Source organism: Flavobacterium sp. I-STPP5a (genome assembly GCF_009764685.1).
Lineage (GTDB): Bacteria > Bacteroidota > Bacteroidia > Flavobacteriales > Flavobacteriaceae > Flavobacterium.
Genome location: NZ_VHLM01000055.1, coordinates 1 through 23,730 on the forward strand (window position 1 = coordinate 1; position 23,730 = coordinate 23,730).

Below are 23,730 nucleotides of genomic sequence, written 5' to 3' on the forward strand. Positions count from 1 at the left end.
TTGCTGAAAATGGGGATTGGATCTTGATAAAGTATGTGTGGCATCAACAATAATTGACTTGGAGCGGATGATACCTTTTTCGATAGCGATGACTACCGTTTTGTTTATCAACAGATTTAATAAATCGGTATCTTTTAAACGTAGTTTTCTAAATTTTGTCAACGAACTAGAATTGATAACATCTTCTTCTGGATTCATATCTAAAAAATATTTAAAAGACATATCATATTGAGAACGTTCCACTACATCAACATCGGAAACAGTGTAAATTGTTTTAAGAAGTAAATACTTAAACATACGAACAGGGCTTTCTGCCATACGACCATTAGTAGTACAGTATTTGTTTAACAACTCATCATAAATAAAGGAAAAATCAATTAAATCATTGATTTTTCTCAGAATGTTATTCTTTGGAATAATTAAATCATATAAAGAAGAATGTTCACTGAACTGTATTGATTGCTGTTGTACTAACATCTAAAAGCTCTTATAATTACAGCTAAATATACCAAAAAAGGAGTAGAAATACTAAGCTTTCTACTCCTTTTATTTATCAATTTATTCGAAAAAAGACTTTTTCAGTGCCCTCCTAAAAAGCGTGCGTTATATTCTTATTTTAGTATTGATTACTTATCAATAGAACCTAAAACTCGTTTCATGAAGGAGTTTAAAGCTTCTTTTTTCTCAGTGCCATTTTTAACAAGTTTGTGGACTTCTAAAGCACCATACATATTCGATATTAGCTCACCAATTACATCCAATTCTTCATCTTTTAAAGATGGAATTTCAGTCATTGACTCAAGAACGTCAATAGTTTCAATTATAAAGTCTTCGTCATTTTCTTCAATAAACTGAGTTAAATGCTTTATTACAGGTAGTTTCATTTGTTTTAAGTTTAAAGTTTGGGTTTTTAACAGTTTAAGGTTTTGAATTGCATTTACATTAAACTTATTTACAAAGTAGAGCAACTTTAAACTTTAAACTAAAAAAATAATTACACTATTTCGTTTACCAATTCGTTTAAAACTTCAGCTTTATTAGTTTGAGTTTCGTTTACCAATTGTCCGTTTACAAATGTTGCAAATGTTGGTAAATTGCTCACGTTAGCTAGTTTTCTTGATTCTGGAAAGTTTTCAGCATCAACAAGAGCGAAAGTTATAGTTTCGTTTTCCAAAGCTAATTTCTTAAACTTAGGCTTCATGATACGACAATTTCCACACCAAGAAGCAGAAAATTGAACTACTACTTTTTCGTCTTTTGCAATTAAATCTTTAAGCGTATCATCGGTTAATTCGATTAACATAAGTTTTTTTTTTTTAGGTTTAAAGAGGCAAAGGTTCAAAGGATAAGATTTTTAGGACTCCATGAATTTGAGCAACAAAAAACCTTTGATGCTTAGAACCTTGAACCTTTGTATCTTTATTTAAATTAGTTTAAACTCAAGTACTCAGCAGTACTAATTCTATCAGCACTCATTGCTTCTTTACCAGCTTCCCAGTTAGCAGGACATACTTCACCTTTTTCTTGTATGTGAGTGTAAGCATCTACCATACGTAAGTATTCGTTTACGTTACGGCCAAGTGGCATATCGTTAACACTTTCGTGGAAAATTTTACCAGTCTCGTCAATCAAATAAGTAGCTCTGTAAGTAACATTTGATCCTTCAATAATGATAGAATCAGTTTCTTCGCTGTATCCAGTTGACTCAATATCTAAAATACCTAAAATGTTAGAAAGGTTTCTGTTTGTGTCAGCAAGAATTGGATAAGTTACACCTTCAATTCCACCATTGTTTTTTGGTGTGTTCAACCATGCAAAATGCACTTCGTTAGTATCGCAAGATGCACCAATTACAATTGTATTTCTTTTTTCAAATTCAGGTAATGCTGCTTGAAAAGCGTGTAATTCAGTTGGACAAACAAAAGTAAAATCTTTTGGATACCAAAACAACAATACTTTTTTGTTGTTGTTTGTAGCTTCTTCAAAAATATTTATTTTTAAATTATCACCCATTTCAGAGATGGCGTCTACTGCAATACTTGGAAATTTTTTACCTACTAATGACATTTTATTTACTTTTAAGTTGTTTTATTTGATGGTGCAAAAGTAGTCATACTTTGTAACAAATAAAACGCTCAATGATTATAAATGTTTATTGATTGATAAGGATTTCTTATGATATGAAATTTAAATTTATAACATGTTAATTTTTACGGGAAGTGTACCTTTACTCTTGTCATTATTCAAAAGCTGCTTAGCAGTAATTTCCTGAAATTCTTTAAAATCTTGGTACGTGTGCACTAAACCTTTTGCTTTTTTTAAGTTGGGTATAATTTGTAGAGCATAAGGATTTCCAAAGGTGTACACAAAACAGTTTTTATTTTGGAGCAATTCACTTAAAAAATGTAAAACCGAATCTTCGATTTCAAAATTATGCAAAGGTTTTGCTTTCGGTACAAAAAGAGCGATCAAAACCGTTTCAAATGCATTCAATTGACTTTTTAAAACTTCTAAATTATTATTATTATTATTATTATTATTAGCGGTGTAATAGAAATTTGAAGTCGGCAATTCGGATTCTAAAGTTTCGAAAAAATAATTATTGGCCTCTTTGTAAATACTTACTTTGGCTAAACCATTCTTTTTTTGTGCTTCAAAAATGGAATTTGTATTGTCCGAATCTATTAAAGTTGTTATGCTCTTTTGGGCAATTTTAGAATTTAAGTCGGATGTTTTATTAAAATCAAAATCGACTGTATTATTGATATCTATTTGATTATCAATATCAAGAATCCCAACTTTTTCTTTACACTGCATGATGCGATCAAAACTTGCATTGATTCTTTCAAGAGATGCATTTTTTACAATTTCATCTATACCTTCGGCTACGTTTTCAGCAAAACACAATACATCATTTCCCGCGTGAAAAGCTTCCCATTCTAGTTGTCCTTTTTTTTCATATAATTTAGAAACACTGTGCATGTTTAAAGCATCTGATATTACGAGACCCTTATATCCTAATTCCTTTCGCAAAAGTGTTTCGATTATGTTTTTTGAAAGTGTAGCTGATGTATTCTGGTTTTCGTTCCAAGACCGCACTGCTAAATGACCAATCATTATAGAATCGACGTTATTTTTAATTCCTTCTATAAAAGGTACTAATTCATTTTCCATCAATTCTTCTCGTGATTCTTGCAGTACCGGTAATCCTAAATGTGAATCTACGCTAGTATTTCCGTGACCTGGAAAATGTTTAAGACAACCTAATACACCCGCGTCAGTAAGGCCTTGTAAATAAGCAACAGCAAAATCAGCTACTTTAATTTTGTCTTCGCCAAAAGATCTATATCCAATCACAGGATTGTTGGGATTGTTATTAACATCAGCCAATGGCGCTAAATTGTAATGAATTCCTACTGATTTTAAGTCTAATCCTATTTGTTTACCAACTTGGTAAACCAAATCAATTTCGCTATCTGGCAAAGCGCCAAGCGTAATGGCATATGGATATTGAGGTGTTTTTTCTACACGCATGGCTAGTCCCCACTCAGCATCTATGCTCATTAAAAGTGGAGTAGAGGCACATTTTTGATAGCGGACAATCAATTCTTGTAATCGAATGGCGCTATCATCGTTGAACTCTATTTTTTTATTCGATTCGTAATTTGTTGCAGCACTAGCACGACTGTGAAAAAAAGTCAGTCCGCCAATGTTGTATTTTTTGATAAGAGACTCCATTTCTTGAATGTGCTCTTCGCTGTCATTGATAAAAACAGCTGGAAAGAAAAATTGACCTACTTTTTGTTCTAATGTCATTTTGAAAGGAATATGTCGCTAATTTTAAACATATAAGTCATATAAATTAAATCATATAGAATAAATAATTACATTAAACAGATTGTATAAAAACAGTCATTTTAAGAAAGTCTTACCTACTTAAAGGAACTTATATGAGTTATATGTTAAAAAAAAGCTAGTTTGTTTTTTCTTGTTCTGATTTCTTACCAAAATCCTTTGGAAAAATTAAATATCTAGACAAAATGATTCCTGGAATGGTTGCCAAAAACACCCAAATAAAGAAATTGCCATACCCGAGATATTCTTGGATATAACCACTTAACATTCCTGGAAGCATCATTCCTAGTGCCATAAAACCTGTAGCAATAGAATAATGTGAAGTTTTTGATTCTCCCTCAGCAACATAAATTAAGTACATCATAAAAGCTGCAAAACCTATACCATAGCCTAATTGTTCAATTATAACCACAGCAGTGATATACGGATTAAAGGACCAATCAATAGTAAAAAGATTCAAGTCTAAATAAAGGTTAATTAGTGTAGTAGGTTGAAAATGAGCTAGCAATACAAATCCAATAATAGGCAAGTGCATGATTAAAATCATAGGCAACATACAAAAGCCTAATCCTTTTTTTGAAATAGCAATTCCACCTAGTATTCCTCCAATTGTAAGGGCTATTAATCCAAAAGTGCCGTAAATAAGTCCTACATTTTCGGTAGTTAATTCAAGTCCACCTACTGTTTTTTTATCTACTAAAAAAGGAGTGAGCATTTTAAGAAGTTGAGATTCTCCCAGCCTAAATAAAAGGATGAAAGAAAGAATTAAGCCGATTTGTTTCTTTCTAAAAAAACTAGCAAAAACGGTGCTGAAATTCTTTTCTTCTTTTACTACAGTTTCTAGTGTTAATTCTTTTTTTGGTGTAGCAAAATAATTATAGACAGTCAAGAAAACCATTACCAATCCTACGAAAATCATTGTATAGGACCATGCTTTTTGTGTATTAGCATAGTGTTGCTCTAGATAACCTGCAAGCAAAATAATCAATCCATTTCCTGTAAGCATGGAAGCTCTGTAAAAAGTACTTCTAATTCCTAGGAAAAAAGACTGCTGGTCTTTGCTCAATGCTAGCATGTAAAATCCATCACTTGCCACATCATTAGAAGCTGATGCAAATGCAGCTACCCAAAATATAGCAAGACTAAGTAAGAAAAATTGGCTTGTAGGGATAATAAAACCAACAAGTAAGAAAGCAATGGAGATAAAAAATTGCATGCTTAAAAACCATTTTCTTTTGGTTCCATGCAAGTCAATAAACGGGCTCCATAATGGTTTAATTACCCATGGTAAATAAAGTAAACTTGTGTAGAGGCCAATGTCTTCATTACTAATGCCTAAGTTTTTGTACATCAATACAGAAACGGAAATAATAATTACATAAGGAAATCCCGATGCGAAGTTTAAAAGCGGTATCCAATACCAAGGTTTATTATCTGTTTTCATGTTTTTTAGAATATTATTGTTCCGATAATCTTACAAGGGTTGGTTCACTTTCATTACCGAAATAGTCTATAAAAGTTACTGCACAGGTTTTGTTTTTATGCAGTTTATAAGTTGGTACAAATAATTGAAGTATTTCTAAATTTTCAATTAATGCTACTTTATCTATAATATGACTTGCATCATTGATGTCAATTTTAGCATTGGCCGAAGAGCCGTAAATTACAACATAGCGCATTTTTGCCGTAGTAGGGTATACAATTTGAAATCCAGAAGCAATAACATTACTAAAAGTAGCTTGTACAACAGGAATAACGTCATTTTTTTTAATAGCAGCTGGAACCACAGTAGGTAAGGCTGGGTATTTATATTGGTTTTGTGCTAGTAGATTTGTAATATTTTGATTTTTATTTACAAATGACTTGGCGCTGAAAAAAGCATTTCCTTGCACATTTTTATACGTTCTTGTTAGGTCAATTTGATTGGGTAATTCATTGGGATTATTCCATTTTTTATCAGAATCTGCGTTGACTTTATAACTGCTATTTCCGATGTAAATGGCTGTGTTTTTTGAATTCTCAGACCACCAGCCTAACAGTTTTGCATACGATGCTTTAGGATGATCAATGCTCCAATACAATTGAGGAATAATGTAATCAATCCATTTTTGATCCATCCAAGCCAGAGGATCGGCAAATAAATCATCATAATTGGTTTGACCCGCTTCGGTATCAGAACCTTTTGGATCAACTGATTTGTTGCGCCATACGCCAAAAGGACTTATGCCAAATTGAACCCAAGGTTTATTTTTCTTGATAGCAACAGCTACATCTTTTACAAAAGTGTTCACGTTAGAGCGTCTCCAGTCTTCAAGTTTCATTCCGTTTCCATACTTCGAATAAGAAGCACTATCATTAAAGGCTTCTCCAGGAATTCGGTAAGGATAGAAATAATCATCAAAATGGATGGCATCAATATCATAATTTGCTACTACTTCATTTACCACATTCAATAAATGTGCTTGTACTTCTGGTAAAGCAGGGTTATAATAGATTTTACCACCATATTTTATCATCCACTCAGGATGTTTAAAATAATCGTGCTCAGAACTTAAAATTTGGGTGTTGTAATCCATAGTCGCTCTGTATGGATTTAACCACGCGTGAAATTCAAAACCTCTGGTGTGTGCTTCTGTAATCATCCATTGAAGTGCATCGTAGTAAGGATTTGGAGCTTTTCCCTCTTTTCCTGTTAGAAAACGTGACCATGGAGCTAGTTTTGTCGGATAAAAAGCATCGCCTACACTTCTTATTTGCACAATAACAGCATTGTAGTTCAATTTTTTATAAGTGTTTAACAATTCAAGATAATCAGCTTTTTGTTTTGCAACTCCATCATTTCCAGCTTTAGGCCAGTCTATATTTACTACAGTAGCTATCCATACAGCTCTAAATTCATTTTTTGGATGCAGAGACGGCGATTGCGCTATACCGTTTGTAAAATAAAGGAATAAAAGAATTGTGAGAAATAAGAGGTTTTTATGGGTCTTCATTAAAGTCTAATCGTTTTAATTTTCAAAAATAGTTTTTTTAGTGAAATAGAAGGCTAAATTTTTAAATATTCACTAATACAACATCGCAATTTATAGGCCAAAATTAGAACTTCATTCTTCATCTTTCAAATTAAGATTCTAAATTGTTCTTTTATCTTTTTTATTTTTTGGTTTAAAACCAAGTGATATTTTTATATTTGTAAATTAACAAATTTAGTACTTATAGATGTCAATTACGCTTCAATTGGAACAATTATCCCAATCATTTGAGGGAACTCTTTTACAAGATGAATTACATAAAACCTTGTATTCCACAGATGCATCTGCTTATCGTATTAAACCGCTTCTTGTAGCTATACCCAAAACTGAGAATGACATCATTAAAATAATACATTTTGCGGCTCAAAATAAAATTTCAATTACGCCCAGAACAGCTGGTACATCACTTGCTGGGCAAACGGTAGGAAACGGAATCATAGTTGATGTTTCTAAACATTTTACAAAGATAATTTCATTTGATGCTACAAATAAAAGCGTAACGGTACAGCCAGGAGTGATTCGGGATGAACTTAATTTGTTTTTAAAAGAATACGGTTTGTTTTTTGGTCCCAATACGTCTACTTCAAACCGATGTATGATAGGAGGAATGGTAGGTAACAATTCTTCGGGCACAACTTCCATACGGTATGGAGTGACAAGAGACAAGGTTCAGGAGATTCATGCCGTTTTAAGTGATGGCTCGAAAGTTGTTTTTAACGAAATTACTTCTGATGCATTTATCGAAAAAACAAAAGGAAATACACTTGAAAGTGCTATTTACAGCTCTTTATATGAGGAACTTTCAAATGTTGAAAACCAAAAAGAAATTATCGATGAATTTCCAAAACCTGAAATACATCGAAGAAATACAGGCTATGCAGTGGATTTGCTTTTGCAGTCAGAACTTTTTGGTGGAAACCAAAAAACTATAAATGTAGCCAAACTCATTTGTGGAAGCGAAGGAACTCTTGCTTTTATTACTGAAATTACATTAAAAGTTGACGTACTTCCGCCTACCAATAATGTAATGGTTGTAGCTCATTTTCATTCTATTCAAGAAAGTCTTGAGGCCGTAGTTACTGCTATGAAGCATCATTTGTACACTTGTGAAATGATGGATGATACCATACTTGACTGCACAAAAAGCAATAGAGAACAGGCCAAAAATAGGTTTTTTATTCAGGGTGAACCCAAAGCGGTAATCATGCTTGAAGTAGCCTCCTATAAAAGTATGGAAGATGCAGAAAATCAAGCAGATCTATTGATAGCGGATTTAGAAAAAAATAATTTTGGCTATGCGTTGCCTAAAATTTATGGGGCTGATATTGATAAGATTAATGAGTTAAGAAAGGCAGGTTTAGGACTTTTGGGAAGTATTGTGGGTGATGACAAAGCTGCTGATTCTATTGAAGACACAGCGGTTGAATTAAGTGATTTACCGCAATACATTGCTGATTTTTCAACTATGATGGAACGTCACGGCCAAAGTGCTATTTACTATGCTCATGCTGGTGCTGGTGAATTGCATCTTAGGCCAGTACTGAATTTAAAGACCAAGGAAGGGGTTCACCAATTCAGAAATATTGCTACAGAAGTTGCAATTTTGGTCAAAAAATATCGTGGTTCACTCAGCGGAGAACATGGTGATGGGATTGTGAGAGGTGAGTTTTTACCATTTATGATTGGGCAAAAAAATTACGAGTTGCTTAAAAGAATCAAATTTGCTTTTGATCCTCATTGTATTATGAATGAGGGTAAAATTGTGAATGCTTTTAAAATGGATGAAAATTTACGATTTGAAGCTGGAAGATTAGAACCAGAAATCAAAACAATTCAAGATTTTTCGGACAGTATGGGGGTGCTTAGAGCTGCCGAAAAATGCAATGGCTCTGGCGATTGTAGAAAACTACCTTCGGCAGGAGGAACCATGTGTCCCAGTTATAGAGCAACTAGAAATGAGAAAGATACAACCCGAGCAAGAGCTAATGCATTGCGTGAATTTTTAACACATTCAGATCAGGCTAATAAGTTTAATCACAAGGAGTTGTATGAGGTTTTTGATTTATGTGTAAGTTGTAAAGCATGTGCAAGCGAATGTCCAAGTAACGTAGATGTTGCTGCATTGAAATCGGAGTTTTTATATCAATATCAAGAAACGAATGGCTATTCTTGGAGAAATAAAGTTTTTGCTTATAATGCTAAACTGAATGGTTTGGGAAGTCTTTTTCCCAGACTTACTAATTACATGGTTAATTTGCCATTTGTAAAAAAAAGCATAGGAATTGCACCCAAAAGAGAAGTACCATTATTAGCTAAACAAACTTTTAGAAAGTGGTATGAGAAAAATAGTGAAAACGAAATTACTCGTGTTTTTGAAAACGGAAAAGTATTCTTGTTTTGTGATGAGTTTACAAATTATTATGATGTTTCAGTTGGAATAGACGCTTGTCAAGTATTAACAAAATTAGGGTACCAAGTAATTCTTTTGGATCATGAAGAAAGTGGACGTGCCTTTATATCAAAGGGTTTTTTGGAACAAGCGAAAGCAATTGCTAATTATAATGTTTCTGTTTTTTCAGAATATGTTTCTGAAGATACACCTTTACTAGGTATTGAACCATCCGCCATTTTGACGTTTAGGGATGAATACCTTCGCCTAGCAGACGATAAATCAAAAGCGAAAGAGTTAGCTGAAAATGTTTACACTATTGAGGAATTTTTTAAAAATGAGATTACAAAAGGTAAAATTACAAAAGCTCATTTTTCAAATAAAAAACAAACCATAAAAATACATGGACATTGTCACCAAAAAGCATTGAGTATAACTCAAGCTACATTTGCTATGCTAAATCTTCCTGAGAATAGCACGGTTACCATCATCAATTCGGGTTGTTGTGGTATGGCAGGTTCTTTTGGTTATGAGAAAGAACATTACGAAGTGAGTATGCAAATGGGAGAGGATACTTTATTCCCAAAAATTAGAACTGCTGATCCTGAAATAGTTCTAGTTGCAGCAGGTACAAGCTGTAGACATCAAATTTTTGACGGAACAGGGAAAAAAGCAGAGCATCCTATCACAATTTTGAAAAGTTTCTTAATCTAAATTATTAAAATAACATCAAATAAGTTAAAATTAAGTGAATTTAATTTTTTAAAGAATGTTAAATAATTTATTTGACTTTTATTTTCATAATTCAAGTCATTTAAATCAAAAAATATTTAAAAAATAAGTGTATAAAACCGTATTAATTCAATTAGTTTTATACTTTTGAAACCGCAACTAACTTTTAGGAACATTTTGTATAGAAGTTTTGCACGAATAGTATCAATTAAAATAGTCAATATGGCATTAAAGGGTTTGTTTAGAAAAAAAACAGTTCAAGATATATTAAATCAAGTTGAAAAAAACAATGCAGATGGTCACAATGCATTAGGAAAACATTTAACAGCTAGGGATTTAACAGCTTTTGGAATCGCCGCAATTGTAGGAGCTGGTATTTTTAGTACCATTGGTAAAGCAAGTGCTGATGGTGGTCCAGCAGTAATATTTTTATTTTTATTTACAGCTATTGCCTGTAGTTTTGCTGCTTTTGCCTATGCTGAATTTGCCTCAATGGTTCCTGTTTCTGGAAGTGCATATACGTATTCTTATGTTGCTTTTGGTGAAATTATAGCATGGATTATAGGTTGGGCTTTGATTATGGAGTATTCCGTCGGGAATATTACAGTAGCCATATCTTGGAGTGATTATTTTACCAGTTTGCTGTCTAGCGGAGGCATTTATTTGCCCCAATGGATCCAAATGGATTTCTTATCGGCGTCACGCGGATTTGATGAAGCAACAGCGCTCATGCAAGCAGGAAAAAGCTATGCAGATTTAAGTCCTGCATTACAAGATGCTTATACGGCTTGGAATACATCTCCAGTAATTGGTTCTTTTCATTTTGTTGCTGATTTACCCGCTTTATTGATCATTGTTTTGATTACTGCTTTAATTTACCGCGGAATGAAAGAGTCGCGAAATGCAAGTAATATCATGGTTGTTGTAAAATTATGCATTGTTCTTTTAGTAATAGCCGTGGGTGTTTTTTATGTAGATACTGCAAATTGGCATCCATTTGCTCCAAATGGAGTTTCGGGGGTTTTAAAAGGAGTTTCAGCTGTATTTTTTGCCTACATTGGTTTTGATGCAATATCTACAACTGCCGAGGAGTGCAAAGATCCACAACGTGATTTACCTCGAGGTATGATGTGGGCTATTATTATATGTACGCTGTTGTATATTGCTATTGCACTTGTGCTTACAGGTATGGTGAGTTATGATTTACTTAATGTAGGTGATCCGCTTGCTTTTGTATTTGAAAAACTAGATTTAAAATGGATGTCTGGTATTATTGCGGTAAGTGCAGTAGTAGCAATGGCAAGTGTTTTATTGGTTTTTCAAATGGGACAACCTCGTATTTGGATGAGTATGAGTCGTGATGGATTATTGCCAAAACGTTTTTCTAAAGTGCATCCTAAATATCAAACTCCTTCGTACGCTACCATCGTTACTGGTTTTGTTGTTGCTATTCCCGCTTTGTTTTTAAACTTAACATTGGTTACAGACTTATGTAGTATTGGGACTTTGTTTGCTTTTGTGCTAGTGTGTGCTGGTGTATTAGTGTTGCAAAATAAAAAAGACATTCCTCGTGGTAAGTTTAAAACACCATATGTGAATTCAAAATTTATAATGCCTGTTTTATTACTTATAGGAATTGCTGCAACATTTGGCTATAACAAGAAAGCAACAATGAATTTTATTACGAATGAAACTCAGGCTAACAGTTCATCAGCTATTATTACTGCGTTAAACAAAGAAGAAAATCAAAAAGTTTACCAATACTTAGTTACAGTTGATCAAAAAAATAGTACAACAGAAACACCAGATTTAGAACAATTGTTAAGTCAATATCAAGATGATGATGTGCAGTATTCAAAAATAATCTCTGCACTTCCTGTTGACGACTCCATTAAATATGAAAGTGGTTTTAGCTTGTTTAAACATAAAATTCCAATGTGGATTTTTATTATTACACTACTTGGACTTACAGTTTGGTCTTATAAAGCAAATTTATCATTAATACCATTACTAGGTTTAATTTGCTGCCTGTACATGATGGCAGAACTAAGTGTGTGGAATTGGATTTATTTCGGAGTTTGGTTGCTAATCGGACTTGTAGTTTATTTTAGTTTTAGCCGAAAAAACAGCAAACTTAACATATAATTGATATCCGTATAAAACAACAAACCTTTATGAAAATAAAGGTTTGTTGTTTTAAATTACATTTGGTTACTACTGTATGAACCTAAAAAGTGTTTTTTTTTATGTTCGCAATTGCACATCAAATGGCAGTGTGATTTCATTCAGATTGTATAATATATTTTTTCAACATCATTTTTACATATATTTGCTGACTAAACTTTACGTACAAGGTGACTCAAATTAATAAACTCAAAATATTTAATGATCCCATTTATGGTTTCATTACCATACCAAATGCTTTAATATATGACTTGATTCAGCATCCGTATTTTCAGCGTTTGCGAAGAATTTCTCAAATGGGATTGTCATATTTAGTCTATCCTGGTGCCAATCATACTCGTTTTCATCATGCGTTAGGGTGTATGCATTTGATGCAAAAAGCAGTTGATGTACTTCGTTTTAAAGGAGTAGAAATATCGATAGAAGAGGAAAATGCGCTATATATTGCCATCTTATTACATGATATTGGGCACGGTCCTTTTTCTCATGCTATGGAAAAAAGTATTGTAGAGGATGTGCATCATGAAGCTATTTCATTGCTTTTTATGAATAAATTAAACCATGAATTTAATGGGCAACTCAGTTTAGCAATCCAGGTTTTTAAAGGAGAATACAACCGAAAATTCATGTTGCAATTAATTTCTAGTCAACTAGATATGGATCGAATGGATTATTTAAAACGAGATAGTTTTTACTCTGGTGTTGCTGAAGGCAATGTAAATTCGGAGCGTTTAATCCAAATGATGAATGTGGTTGATGATTATTTAGTTATTGAAGAGAAAGGAATATACTCAGTTGAAAAATTCTTAATGTCAAGAAGATTGATGTATTGGCAAGCGTATTTACACAAAACAAGTCTTGTAGCCGAGTTGATATTAATGAAAATTTTGAAACGTGCAAAAGAACTTACTCTTAAAGGGATTGAACTTCCTTGCAGTGATCCACTTTTGTATTTTATGCAACATAAAGTTACCATTGATACATTTGACGAAACTACATTAGATTTATTTGCGCAGCTAGATGATTTTGACATCATAGGAGCTTTAAAAAGTTGGCAAAAAAACGATGATTTCATTCTGTCTTCTCTAAGTAAGATGATTGTTAACAGAGATTTGTTAAAAATAAAATTAACAACTGATAAAGTAACTCTCGAGGATTTACAGCCTATGCAAGAACGTTTTGCAGCTCAAAATTCTATTTCTATTGCCGATACCAATTATTTTATTTTTAAAGGAAAAATCAAGAATCAAGCCTACAGCAAAGAAGCAGATCCGATCCGAATTCTTAAAAAAGATAGTACAATTGAGGATGTAATTGAGTCATCTGATCAGTTAAATTTGAAATCATTATCAAAGTTGGTGACCAAGTATTATTTATGTTTCCCAAAACAACTGTTATAAAAACAGCATTTAAAATCTATTTTTTTATATTTTTGTCGCAATGAAATTTACAGCAGCACAAATAGCGGAGATTTTGGAGGGCGAAGTTATAGGGGATCCTATGGCTGAAGTTTCGACATTATCAAAAATTGAAGAGGGGTCTGAAGGTTCCCTTACCTTTCTTTCAAATCCTAAATACAACAATCATATATATACTACAAAAGCATCTGTAACTATTGTAAATCAGAGTTTTACACCTGAAAATACGGTAGGTACAACAATGATAAAAGTTGAAGATGCCTATGCATCGTTTACTAAATTATTAGAATTTTATAATCAAGTAAAACTCAATAAAGCGGGAGTAGAAGAACCTTCTTTTATTTCGAAAAATGTAATTCTTGGAGCTAATTTGTATTTAGGAAGCTTTAGTTACATTGGCGAAAATGTTTCAATTGGGGATAATGTAAAAATCTATCCAAATTGTTTTGTAGGAGACAACGTGGTTTTAGGAGATAATACAACTCTTTTTGCTGGTGCAAAAGTGTATTCTGAAACTATAATAGGGAAAAATTGCACCATTCATTCGGGTGCTATCATTGGTTCTGACGGTTTTGGTTTTGCTCCAAATCCAGACGGAACGTACACAAAAATACCACAAATAGGCAATGTAATTATTGAAGATAATGTTGATATAGGTTCTTGCACAACTGTAGACAGAGCAACCATGGGATCTACGATAATAAGAAAAGGTGTTAAACTTGATAATCAAATTCAGATTGCTCATAATGTTGAGATAGGGGAGAACACGGTTATAGCAGCTCAAACAGGTGTAGCTGGATCAACAAAAATAGGTAGAAACGGCCTTATAGGTGGTCAAGTAGGTATATCAGGACATTTAACAATAGGTAACAATGTTCGTATTCAAGCCCAATCAGGTGTGGGGAGAAACATAAAAGACAATGAAGTTTTACAAGGTAGTCCTACCTTTGGATACAATGATTTTAGCAAATCATATGTTCATTTTAAAAACTTACCTAAGATTGTAGCTGAAATAGAAGAATTAAAGAAGAAAATTTTAAACCAAAAAAATGGAAACAATGGTTAAACAGAAAACCATCAAAACAGAAATTTCACTTACAGGAGTAGGCTTACATACTGGAAAAGAAGTTAAAATGACTTTTAAACCGGCTCCTGTGAATAATGGTTTTACTTTTGTAAGAGTTGATTTAGAAGGACAACCAGTTATTGAAGCTGATGCAAATTATGTTGTAAACACACAAAGAGGAACTAACCTTGAAAAGTTAGGAGTTAAAATTCAAACTCCAGAGCACGTTTTGGCGGCGTTAATAGGTTGTGATCTTGATAATATTATCATTGAATTAAATGCTTCAGAACTTCCTATAATGGATGGCTCGTCTAAGTATTTTGTAGAAGCACTAGAAAATGCAGGTTTTGAAGAGCAAAATGCAAAACGTAAAGTATATGTTGTTAAAGAGGTGATTTCATACCTTGATGAAGCATCTGGAAGTGAAATTCTAGTTATGCCAAGCGACCAGTATTGCGTTACAACGATGGTTGATTTTGGAACTAAAATATTAGGTACTCAAAATGCAAATCTCAAAAGCATTACCGATTTTAAAAATGAAATTGCTGATTCCAGAACGTTTAGTTTTCTGCACGAATTAGAGTCTTTATTAGAAAATGGATTAATTAAAGGAGGTGATTTAAACAATGCAATTGTATATGTTGATAAAGAAATATCAACATCTACGATGGAAAATTTAAAAGTGGCATTTGGTAAAGATGAAATTTCGGTTAAACCAAATGGGATTCTAGATAACCTAACGTTGCATTATCCTAATGAGGCTGCAAGACACAAATTACTTGATGTAGTTGGTGATTTAGCTTTGATAGGAACACGCATTCAAGGGAAAGTAATTGCCAATAAACCAGGTCATTTTGTGAATACACAATTTGCAAAAAAAATGGCAAAAATCATAAAAATTGAACAAAGAAACTACGTTCCTGTTTATGATTTGAATCAAGAGCCTTTGATGGATATTCATAAAATCATGGCGGTGTTGCCTCACAGACCTCCATTTTTATTAATTGATAGAATCATTGAAATGTCTGAAAGTCACGTGGTAGGTATGAAAAATGTGACCATGAACGAGAATTTCTTTGTAGGGCATTTTCCAGAAGCTCCTGTAATGCCAGGTGTTTTGATTGTAGAAGCCATGGCTCAAACAGGAGGGATACTGGTATTAAGTACGGTGCCAGATCCCGAAAATTATTTGACCTATTTCATGAAAATTGATAATGTAAAGTTCAAGCATAAAGTATTACCTGGTGATACATTAATATTTAAGTGTGATTTGATTACGCCAATCCGAAGAGGGATTTGTCACATGCAAGCAAATGCCTATGCAAATGGGAAGCTTGTTGCTGAGGCTGAACTCATGGCTCAAATTGCAAAAAAACAGTAAAATTGGATTAACATTTATTTCTTAGATATAGATGTGGAGTGCAATAATTTAAAATCAATAAAAAAGAGCTGATGAATCAACCACTAGCCTATGTTCATCCTGGTGCTAAAATAGCCAAAAATGTTGTAATAGAGCCTTTTACGACCATTCATAATAACGTTGTTATTGGTGATGGAACTTGGATTGGGTCTAATGTTACCATCATGGAAGGAGCAAGAATTGGAAAAAATTGTAATATATTCCCAGGCGCAGTAATATCTGCAGTTCCCCAAGATTTAAAGTTTGGAGGAGAAGATTCACTAGTAATTATAGGTGATAATTGTACGATTAGAGAAGGTGTTACTATAAATAGAGGGACAATTGCGTCCGGACAAACTGTTATTGGTGACAATTGTCTTATCATGGCAACTGCACACATTGCACATGATTGTCATGTGGGGAATAATGCCATAATTGTTAATGGTGTTTTACTAGGAGGACATGTTACCATAGGGAATTATGCCATAATTGGAGGATTATCAGCAATACATCAGTTTATAAGCGTAGGTGACCATGCTATGATTTCTGGCGGATCTTTATTAAGAAAAGATGTACCACCTTATACAAAAGCTGCAAAAGAACCGCTTTCTTATGTGGGTATTAATTCTGTAGGTTTAAGAAGGCGAGGGTTTTCATCTGAGAAAATCAGAGAAATTCAAGATATTTATAGAATTTTATATCAAAAAAATTATAATGTCACCCAAGCTTTAGGGATTATTGAAGCCGAAATGGAAGCAACTCCAGAAAGAGATGAAATAATTGACTTTATCAGGAATTCTTCACGAGGTGTTATGAAAGGATATTCAGGGAATTATTGATCCCCTCCTCAGTCCTCCCCGAAAGGGAAGAAGATTAAATGTAATTTTTTTTATTACAAAAAAATAAAAGGAAAAATAAATAAATAGTAAAAAATAATTAGTAACTAATTTCCACGTCATCTCTCTTTACTTCGGGGAGGGTTGGGGTGGTGAAAAAAAACATTCAAATGGCATCTACATCAGATATTAAAAACGGATTGTGTATCAAGTACAACAACGATATTTACAAAATTATTGAATTCTTACATGTTAAACCAGGAAAAGGACCTGCTTTTGTTAGAACTAAATTAAGAAGTTTAACAAATGGTAAAGTGTTGGATAATACTTTTTCTGCAGGTCACAAAATTGATGAAGTTCGTGTAGAAAACCACAAATTCCAATTTTTATACCCAGAAGGAGATCAGTTTCATTTCATGAATACAGAGACTTTTGAACAAATTACACTTAATAAGGATATCCTAGATTCACCAGGTTTATTAAAAGAAGGTGAAAACGTGATGGTAAGTATTAATACTGAAACTGATTTACCACTTTCTGTAGATATGCCAGCTTCTGTTATTCTTGAAATCACCTATGCAGAACCAGGTATTAAAGGAAATACAGCTACTAATGCTACAAAATCTGCTACAGTTGAAACTGGTGCTAGTGTAAATGTACCTTTGTTTATTAATGAAGGGGACAAAATAAAAATCGATACTGCAACAGGTTCTTACATGGAACGTGTAAAAGAGTAACCCCAACTAGTACTAGTAGATGCGCTAATGGTAATTATTGCATTTATTAGTACTTTTTTTCTTATTTAAAATTATGAAATTTTCAAAAGTTTTTACCTTAGAAGCAATTGCATCTATTATAGGGTGTGAATACATTGGTGAACCTGATTTTACAGTAACTGGCATGAATGAAATTCATGTTGTAGAACCTGGTGATATTGTATTTGTTGATCATCCTAAATATTACGATAAAGCCTTGAATTCTGCGGCAACTATTATTTTAATCAATAAAAATGTCGCCTGTCCTGAGGGTAAAGCATTATTAGTTTCTGAAGATCCTTTTAGAGATTTTAATAAATTAACTTCTTACTTTAGGCCATTTCAGTTTTCAAATGTTTCTATCGCTACAACAGCAATAATAGGTGAGGGCACAATGGTACAACCTAATTGTTTTATTGGTAATAATGTTCTTGTTGGTAAAAATTGTTTAATACATCCAAATGTTGCAATCTATGATAATACTGTCATAGGTGACAATGTTATAATTCATGCAGGAACCGTTATTGGGGCAGATGCTTTTTATTATAAAAAACGTCCAGATGGTTATGATCAATTATTATCAGGCGGTAGGGTAGTGATAAAAGATAACGTAGGAATAGGGGCGCTTTGTTCTATTGATAAAGGAGTTACTGGGGATACAACCATTGGCGAAGGAACCAAACTTGACAATCAAGTTCACGTAGGTCATGATACTGTTATTGGAAATAGATGTCTGATTGCATCTCAAACTGGCATTGCTGGTTGTGTTATCATCGAGGATGAAGTCACTATTTGGGGACAAGTAGGCACAACTAGTGGAATCACTATTGGGACAAAGGCTGTTATTATGGGACAAACCGGAGTTACAAAATCTGTTGAAGGTGGTAAATCCTATTTTGGTACACCGATTGAAGAATCTAGAGAAAAGTTGAAACAATTGGCTAATATCAAGAAAATTCCAGAAATTTTAAATAAACTAAAGTAATATGTCTGCCAAAGAAATAGTTCAGAATTTTTATAAATCAGATGCTTTGATAGATAGCACTTCTATTAAACATTTTTTGCATCCTGAAGTAATTGTTGAATGGAACAGCAGTAAAGGTTTTCTAGAATTAGATTACAATGCTTTGATTGATATTTCTGATGACTTGGGCAAGGCATACGTTCGTTCAAAGGTAAGAATTAGTAACATTCTAGCCGAAAATGATATGGTTTCAGTACGTTATTCACATTTTGTAAAAACGATTGAAAATCCCAGAGAGGAAATGCTATTGGCACATTTTATTGTGTTTTGGCAAATCAAAGACGAAAAATTATATCGAGGTTATCAAATGAGCCAATTATCGTAATATTTAGTGTCAAAAAAAATATTTTTGAATACCAATTACTGATTAGTATTTTATACTTTTGCATAACGATTTTAAAAACTACATAAATAATATATCATGAGTGTTTTAGTTAACAAAGATTCCAAAATAATTGTTCAAGGTTTTACAGGAAGTGAAGGTACTTTCCATGCTTCTCAAATGATTGAGTATGGTACCAATGTTGTAGGTGGTGTGACTCCTGGTAAAGGAGGAACAAGTCACTTAGATAGACCTGTATTTAATACTGTAAAAGATGCTGTAGACCAAGCAGGTGCTGATACAACTATCATTTTTGTACCACCAGCTTTTGCTGCTGATGCTATAATGGAAGCTGCAGATGCTGGAATTAAAGTAATCATTGCAATTACCGAAGGAATTCCTGTTGCTGATATGATAAAAGCTAACAGTTATGTAAAAGAAAGAAATGCAAGATTAATAGGACCTAACTGTCCTGGAATTATTACTCCAGGTGAAGCTAAAGTAGGGATTATGCCAGGTTTTGTTTTCAAAAAAGGAACTGTAGGGATAGTTTCTAAATCAGGAACTTTAACGTATGAGGCTGCGGATCAAGTTGTAAAACAAGGCTTAGGAATAACAACTGCTATCGGTATTGGTGGAGATCCAATCATTGGAACAACTACAAAAGAAGCTGTTGAATTGTTAATGAATGATCCAGAGACTGAATGTATCGTAATGATAGGTGAAATTGGTGGTCAACTTGAAGCTGATGCTGCAAAATGGATCAAAGCGGATGGAAACCGTAAGCCAGTTGTAGGTTTCATTGCAGGAGTTACTGCTCCAGCAGGACGTACAATGGGGCATGCAGGTGCAATTGTTGGTGGATCTGACGATACAGCTGAGGCTAAAAAACAAATCATGAGAGAATGTGGTATTCACGTTGTGGATTCACCAGCTGAAATTGGTAAAAAAGTAAAAGAAGTTTTAGGATAATCTAAGCTTTTTCTAAATAGTATTAAAGCCTCACAATTTGTGAGGCTTTTTTATGATAAATAGAATTAAAAAAAATACCTTTGCACTTTATTGAAAATCTGATTTTACAGTGAAATCAATAAAACGCAAATGAACTTGTTATGGTTTGTTCTACAACATGTAGAGTAATGTTCATGGCCAGTTCCTAATAAATATTATATATGTACAAAGAATTAGAAAAATTCAAAGTTACCAATCAATTTTCTTTCACAATTGAAGATAGTCTTGCTGAAGTTTGCAATGCTTCGGATGGATCAGGTGTGTTTTTAGTGTATGCCATAGGTGATTCAAAAGAGTTGATTATGGTAGGTTCTACAGGAACTGTTCAAAATAATGGTGCTTTAAAAGCAAAAAATGGCGGGCTTTATGACAAGATTGTAGAGGGGCATCAATTTGCTAAAACGGGAAGAAAATATTCTTGGCCAGCACAAATGAAAATTGAAGACATTACCACACTTGAAGTTGTTTGGTATGAAACATTTAATACAGACACAAAAGGAATTCCAACTGCAGTTGAAGGTGTAATTTTACAAAATTTCTTTGATGAAAATGGAAAATTACCAAGATGGAATGTAGCTTTTTAAGTTCATATTGATTAAAAATTATAAGTCCCCAAATGTAGATTTGGGGACTTTTTTGTTATTTAAAAGGTGTTGACCATTTTGTATCTACATAGACATTTGTTCCAGTTAAGGTTTTTAGAAAGGCGATTAAAGCGTCTACTTCTGAGGCATTTAAATTTAATTTTTGACCAAAACCATTTGGCCTTAACCTTGGGTCTAGATTCGTGTTTCCAGTAGCTAGGTTTATTGTGCCGTAATGGCCAATTACATTTTGAAGCGTATTCAAATTTGCGGTATGCATGAAGGCGCCATTTGTACTTCCATCTGCTTTTACCAAGTCTCTAAGTGATGGTGATTTAGTGTTTCTAATATCAATTCCATTTCCATTTAGAATACCAATTATGCCGTTGTTTCTGCTATTTGGATCAATACTAAATTCAGGAGCTTGATGGCAAGCTGCACAACCTACACCTCCTGCTGTTCTATTTCCGGTAGCGTCAAAAACAGGCGGTGTTAAAAATAAATTTTTACCTTGGTTTTCTTGAGCCGTGAAATTAGGAAACTGTTGGTTGTCATTTGCAACAAGGGCGCGACCAGCATCATATTTTGCATCGAATGATTGAATGCTTCTTACAAATTGTGATAAAGCTAACTGAATTTTATTTTCAGTAATATCTTCAGATCCGTATACAAACTTGAACAATTCTTTATAATACCCTATGTTTTGTAGTTTAGTAATTAATGTAGTAAAGTTGCCATCGCCTAATGTACCACTAAAACCCATTTCAATATGGTCTTGAATAGGTTGGGTTACTTGATTCTCTAAAGTTGCCGCTCTCTCGTCCCAAAAGAATTTATTTTCATTTGAAAATCTGGTATTTATTAATCTCATAGAGTGTTTACTAGTTGTTCCGTTTACTCCTATACTAGCTGCTGCAACATCTCCAAAAGCATTTGCTTGAATGTGACAAGAGGAGCAGGAGATGGTGTTTTTTGATGACAGATTCTTATCATAAAATAAGACCCGACCTAAAGTAGCACCTTTGTCTGTTATAGTATTCCCAGCTGTATTATCTTTTGCAATGTAGCTAGGAATCGTTTGGTTAGCATAATTATCCAGTTTGTTAACATTTATTTTGCCGGTAAATGTTGTGGTAATATTAGGATACGGATCGATTGCTACATATTCATTAGCATCATCATTTTTACTACAACTTAGAACTAAAATACAGCCGATTAATGATAGGAATTTTTTCATAATGATTGTGTTAATGTTAATATTATATATATTGTATGTTAAATTGTGATAATATTTAGACTATGTTTATCAAAAATAGTTTAATTAGCAATGGTATTTAATTTAATAACTCTTTTTTTTTGTATATAATGTTTTAACTTGTTAATAAAGTTCTATTTGTTAAATATTGCATAATATTTTAAATTTTAAAGTGTTTGTTTAGTTTATCATAAAATATTAATTACTTTTGCACCCGTTATCACGAATCCTTCAATAGGATAGCAACCTGCAACAACAAGCAAGGTGCTAAAACGATAAGCCAAATCTTTTGGAAAAAATGTTGTTTACATTCCCAATACCAGCTTTGTTTTTCGTCATAACACTTAATTTAAAATTATTTTTATGACAAAGTTTACTAAGGAATCTGGAAATCCTTTTGCATTGATTCCGCTATTTATTTTTATTTTTACTTTTTTAGGAGCAGGTATTTTGCTTAATGATTTTTATGCTTTTCCTTCTCCTGTTGCTGTTTTGGTAGGCATTGTTGCTGCTTTTATTTTATTTAAAAACAGTACAGAAGATAAAGTTGATACTTTAATTGCTGGTTGTGGTGATAGTAAAATTATAACCATGTGTTTGATTTATTTATTTGCAGGCGCTTTTGCTGTGGTGAGTAAAGCCATGGGTGGAGTTGATGCAGTTGTGAACCTAGGTATTAATACCATTGATGTAGCGTATTTTCCATTGGGAATTTTCTTAATAGCCTCGTTTTTATCAACTGCTACAGGTACTTCTGTTGGAGCTATAGTTGCAATAGGACCTATTGCTATATCACTTGCTGATAAAAGTGGTGCTTCTATGCCATTGATAGCAGGTGCTTTACTTGGTGGCTCTATGTTAGGAGATAATTTATCAATGATATCAGACACTACCATCGCTGCCACTCAATCTCTAGGTTGTGATTTAAAAGATAAGTTTAAGATTAATTTGTTTATCGCGCTTCCGGCGGCAATTGTAACTATTTTAATTTTCTTTTATTTGGGATTTAATTCAGATGTTGTTTCTGTGGATATTGCAAAAAGTGATTATTCATTATGGGCTATCTTACCTTATGTTTTAGTGATAATTTTAGCAGTTGTAGGTGTAAACGTTTTTTACACTTTACTATTAGGTACTGTAATTGCGGGTTTTATTGGTTTTTATAATGATTCTTTTACAGTAATGGAGTTTACTCAGAAAATTTATGAAGGATTTACGAGCATGACCGATATTTTTCTACTTTCAATGCTTACAGGTGGATTAGCAGCTATGGTGGACAGGGCTGGTGGTATAACATGGGTTTTAAATCAGATAAAGAAAAGAATTAAAAGTAAAAAATCAGCACAAACAGGAATTGGAGTTTTAGTAGGTTTTGCAAATTTAGCTATTGCAAATAATACGGTTTCTATTGTTATTACGGGGCCCATAGCAAAGGAAATTAATGATGAATATGGATTAAGTGCTAAAAAATCGGCTACCATTTTAGATATTTTTTCATGTGTAATACAAGGGATATTGCCATATGGTGCTCAGATATTGTTGATATTAAACTATGCAAATGGTAAATTAAATTTTATAGATATTTTAAGTAATGCATGGTATCATTTGTTTTTGCTAGTATTTACATTGATTGCTATTTATGCTGCTTTTTGGGATAAACTAGCATATCGTTTTTTGAAGGTTTAATTGTAAAAATTATTGTTCATAATCAAAGCTAAATTTTTTTTAAAAAAGGAAATAGTATATATTTGGCAAGTCGTTTTTAGCCCTGATAGCAACGGAAATCCTTTTGGGTACGCGACAGCGGACCTAAAAGATTGCAGTGAATAGCAGGAATAGCTTCAAATAAAAAATAAACTAATTTTTGA

Annotated in this window: 20 protein-coding genes and 1 riboswitch; of the genes, 12 read left to right on the forward strand and 8 right to left on the reverse strand. The window is 33.0% G+C overall.

The window, feature by feature from the left end:
* From FJV36_RS09845 to FJV36_RS09875, 7 genes are all read right to left on the reverse strand, one after another.
* Positions 1 to 477 (reverse strand): transposase (locus FJV36_RS09845; RefSeq protein WP_199251037.1); only part of this gene is annotated, 477 nt, incomplete at its 3' end.
* 149 nt (positions 478 to 626) lie between these two features.
* A complete protein-coding gene (locus FJV36_RS09850; protein WP_158729831.1) occupies positions 627 to 884 on the reverse strand; it encodes a hypothetical protein in 258 nt (85 codons plus the stop codon).
* Positions 885 to 994: 110 nt separating this feature from the next.
* The gene (locus tag FJV36_RS09855) at positions 995 to 1,303 is read right to left on the reverse strand and encodes a co-chaperone YbbN (protein ID WP_158729830.1); all 309 of its coding nucleotides are present in this window, start codon (positions 1,301 to 1,303) and stop codon (positions 995 to 997) included.
* Positions 1,304 to 1,428: 125 nt separating this feature from the next.
* Complete coding sequence (locus FJV36_RS09860; RefSeq protein ID WP_086453956.1) at positions 1,429 to 2,067, reverse strand: peroxiredoxin; 639 nt, start codon at positions 2,065 to 2,067, stop codon at positions 1,429 to 1,431.
* Between the two features lie 126 nt (positions 2,068 to 2,193).
* Complete coding sequence (locus tag FJV36_RS09865) at positions 2,194 to 3,816, reverse strand: glycoside hydrolase family 3 protein (RefSeq protein ID WP_158981059.1); 1,623 nt, start codon at positions 3,814 to 3,816, stop codon at positions 2,194 to 2,196.
* Positions 3,817 to 3,973: 157 nt separating this feature from the next.
* Positions 3,974 to 5,299, reverse strand: a complete 1,326-nt coding sequence (locus FJV36_RS09870; RefSeq protein ID WP_158729828.1) for an MFS transporter — start codon at positions 5,297 to 5,299, stop codon at positions 3,974 to 3,976.
* A 13-nt stretch (positions 5,300 to 5,312) separates the two neighbouring features.
* Positions 5,313 to 6,848, reverse strand: a complete 1,536-nt coding sequence (locus FJV36_RS09875; RefSeq protein ID WP_158729827.1) for a glycoside hydrolase family 10 protein — start codon at positions 6,846 to 6,848, stop codon at positions 5,313 to 5,315.
* A 226-nt stretch (positions 6,849 to 7,074) separates the two neighbouring features.
* Here FJV36_RS09875 and FJV36_RS09880 point away from each other — a divergent pair, with 226 nt between their 5' ends.
* From FJV36_RS09880 to FJV36_RS09930, 11 genes are all read left to right on the forward strand, one after another.
* Complete coding sequence (locus tag FJV36_RS09880; protein WP_158729826.1) at positions 7,075 to 9,990, forward strand: FAD-binding and (Fe-S)-binding domain-containing protein; 2,916 nt, start codon at positions 7,075 to 7,077, stop codon at positions 9,988 to 9,990.
* 240 nt (positions 9,991 to 10,230) lie between these two features.
* Positions 10,231 to 12,153: an amino acid permease gene (locus FJV36_RS09885; RefSeq protein WP_158729825.1), complete on the forward strand. Its 1,923-nt coding sequence runs from the start codon at positions 10,231 to 10,233 to the stop codon at positions 12,151 to 12,153.
* A gap of 209 nt (positions 12,154 to 12,362) precedes the next feature.
* Entirely contained in the window at positions 12,363 to 13,592 is a 1,230-nt protein-coding gene (locus tag FJV36_RS09890) for an HD domain-containing protein (protein WP_158729824.1), read from the forward strand.
* 40 nt (positions 13,593 to 13,632) lie between these two features.
* The gene (gene lpxD / locus FJV36_RS09895) at positions 13,633 to 14,676 is read left to right on the forward strand and encodes a UDP-3-O-(3-hydroxymyristoyl)glucosamine N-acyltransferase (RefSeq protein ID WP_158729823.1); all 1,044 of its coding nucleotides are present in this window, start codon (positions 13,633 to 13,635) and stop codon (positions 14,674 to 14,676) included.
* Positions 14,669 to 16,057 (forward strand): bifunctional UDP-3-O-[3-hydroxymyristoyl] N-acetylglucosamine deacetylase/3-hydroxyacyl-ACP dehydratase, encoded by a 1,389-nt coding sequence (locus tag FJV36_RS09900; protein WP_158729822.1) that lies wholly within the window; start codon positions 14,669 to 14,671, stop codon positions 16,055 to 16,057. Before lpxD ends, FJV36_RS09900 begins: the two co-directional genes overlap by 8 nt.
* Before the next feature lie 71 nt (positions 16,058 to 16,128).
* On the forward strand, positions 16,129 to 16,914 hold the full coding sequence (gene lpxA, locus FJV36_RS09905; protein ID WP_158729821.1) for an acyl-ACP--UDP-N-acetylglucosamine O-acyltransferase: 786 nt from the start codon (positions 16,129 to 16,131) through the stop codon (positions 16,912 to 16,914).
* Between the two features lie 167 nt (positions 16,915 to 17,081).
* Complete coding sequence (efp, locus tag FJV36_RS09910) at positions 17,082 to 17,648, forward strand: elongation factor P (protein WP_158729820.1); 567 nt, start codon at positions 17,082 to 17,084, stop codon at positions 17,646 to 17,648.
* 73 nt (positions 17,649 to 17,721) lie between these two features.
* The gene (locus tag FJV36_RS09915) at positions 17,722 to 18,651 is read left to right on the forward strand and encodes a UDP-3-O-(3-hydroxymyristoyl)glucosamine N-acyltransferase (protein ID WP_158981061.1); all 930 of its coding nucleotides are present in this window, start codon (positions 17,722 to 17,724) and stop codon (positions 18,649 to 18,651) included.
* A gap of 1 nt (position 18,652) precedes the next feature.
* The gene (locus FJV36_RS09920; protein WP_158729818.1) at positions 18,653 to 19,015 is read left to right on the forward strand and encodes a nuclear transport factor 2 family protein; all 363 of its coding nucleotides are present in this window, start codon (positions 18,653 to 18,655) and stop codon (positions 19,013 to 19,015) included.
* Between the two features lie 96 nt (positions 19,016 to 19,111).
* Complete coding sequence (sucD, locus tag FJV36_RS09925; RefSeq protein ID WP_086454387.1) at positions 19,112 to 19,984, forward strand: succinate--CoA ligase subunit alpha; 873 nt, start codon at positions 19,112 to 19,114, stop codon at positions 19,982 to 19,984.
* Positions 19,985 to 20,184: 200 nt separating this feature from the next.
* Positions 20,185 to 20,607, forward strand: coding sequence for a hypothetical protein (locus FJV36_RS09930; protein ID WP_158729817.1), 423 nt, complete (start codon positions 20,185 to 20,187; stop codon positions 20,605 to 20,607).
* A 55-nt stretch (positions 20,608 to 20,662) separates the two neighbouring features.
* Here FJV36_RS09930 and FJV36_RS09935 read toward each other — a convergent pair whose 3' ends face one another.
* Positions 20,663 to 21,844 carry a cytochrome-c peroxidase gene (locus FJV36_RS09935; RefSeq protein WP_158729816.1) on the reverse strand — a complete coding sequence of 394 codons (1,182 nt, stop codon included), beginning with the start codon at positions 21,842 to 21,844 and terminating at the stop codon, positions 20,663 to 20,665.
* 230 nt (positions 21,845 to 22,074) lie between these two features.
* Positions 22,075 to 22,171: riboswitch (SAM-I-IV-variant riboswitch) on the forward strand.
* Between the two features lie 54 nt (positions 22,172 to 22,225).
* Between FJV36_RS09935 and FJV36_RS09940 the strand changes: the two genes are divergently transcribed.
* Positions 22,226 to 23,548, forward strand: a complete 1,323-nt coding sequence (locus FJV36_RS09940) for a Na+/H+ antiporter NhaC family protein (protein WP_158729815.1) — start codon at positions 22,226 to 22,228, stop codon at positions 23,546 to 23,548.
* Positions 23,549 to 23,730 lie beyond the last annotated feature (182 nt).

What these genes read in the sequence shown, in the direction of transcription:
- FJV36_RS09850 (WP_158729831.1), bottom strand. Translation starts at nt 884, where the DNA reads ATGAAACTACCTGTAATAAAGCATTTAACTCAGTTTATTGAAGAAAAT.
- FJV36_RS09855 (WP_158729830.1), bottom strand. Translation starts at nt 1,303, where the DNA reads ATGTTAATCGAATTAACCGATGATACGCTTAAAGATTTAATTGCAAAA.
- FJV36_RS09860 (WP_086453956.1), bottom strand. Translation starts at nt 2,067, where the DNA reads ATGTCATTAGTAGGTAAAAAATTTCCAAGTATTGCAGTAGACGCCATC.
- FJV36_RS09865 (WP_158981059.1), bottom strand. Translation starts at nt 3,816, where the DNA reads ATGACATTAGAACAAAAAGTAGGTCAATTTTTCTTTCCAGCTGTTTTT.
- FJV36_RS09870 (WP_158729828.1), bottom strand. Translation starts at nt 5,299, where the DNA reads ATGAAAACAGATAATAAACCTTGGTATTGGATACCGCTTTTAAACTTC.
- FJV36_RS09875 (WP_158729827.1), bottom strand. Translation starts at nt 6,848, where the DNA reads ATGAAGACCCATAAAAACCTCTTATTTCTCACAATTCTTTTATTCCTT.
- FJV36_RS09880 (WP_158729826.1), top strand. Translation starts at nt 7,075, where the DNA reads ATGTCAATTACGCTTCAATTGGAACAATTATCCCAATCATTTGAGGGA.
- FJV36_RS09885 (WP_158729825.1), top strand. Translation starts at nt 10,231, where the DNA reads ATGGCATTAAAGGGTTTGTTTAGAAAAAAAACAGTTCAAGATATATTA.
- lpxD (WP_158729823.1), top strand. Translation starts at nt 13,633, where the DNA reads ATGAAATTTACAGCAGCACAAATAGCGGAGATTTTGGAGGGCGAAGTT.
- FJV36_RS09900 (WP_158729822.1), top strand. Translation starts at nt 14,669, where the DNA reads ATGGTTAAACAGAAAACCATCAAAACAGAAATTTCACTTACAGGAGTA.
- lpxA (WP_158729821.1), top strand. Translation starts at nt 16,129, where the DNA reads ATGAATCAACCACTAGCCTATGTTCATCCTGGTGCTAAAATAGCCAAA.
- efp (WP_158729820.1), top strand. Translation starts at nt 17,082, where the DNA reads ATGGCATCTACATCAGATATTAAAAACGGATTGTGTATCAAGTACAAC.
- FJV36_RS09915 (WP_158981061.1), top strand. Translation starts at nt 17,722, where the DNA reads ATGAAATTTTCAAAAGTTTTTACCTTAGAAGCAATTGCATCTATTATA.
- FJV36_RS09920 (WP_158729818.1), top strand. Translation starts at nt 18,653, where the DNA reads ATGTCTGCCAAAGAAATAGTTCAGAATTTTTATAAATCAGATGCTTTG.
- sucD (WP_086454387.1), top strand. Translation starts at nt 19,112, where the DNA reads ATGAGTGTTTTAGTTAACAAAGATTCCAAAATAATTGTTCAAGGTTTT.
- FJV36_RS09930 (WP_158729817.1), top strand. Translation starts at nt 20,185, where the DNA reads ATGTACAAAGAATTAGAAAAATTCAAAGTTACCAATCAATTTTCTTTC.
- FJV36_RS09935 (WP_158729816.1), bottom strand. Translation starts at nt 21,844, where the DNA reads ATGAAAAAATTCCTATCATTAATCGGCTGTATTTTAGTTCTAAGTTGT.
- FJV36_RS09940 (WP_158729815.1), top strand. Translation starts at nt 22,226, where the DNA reads ATGACAAAGTTTACTAAGGAATCTGGAAATCCTTTTGCATTGATTCCG.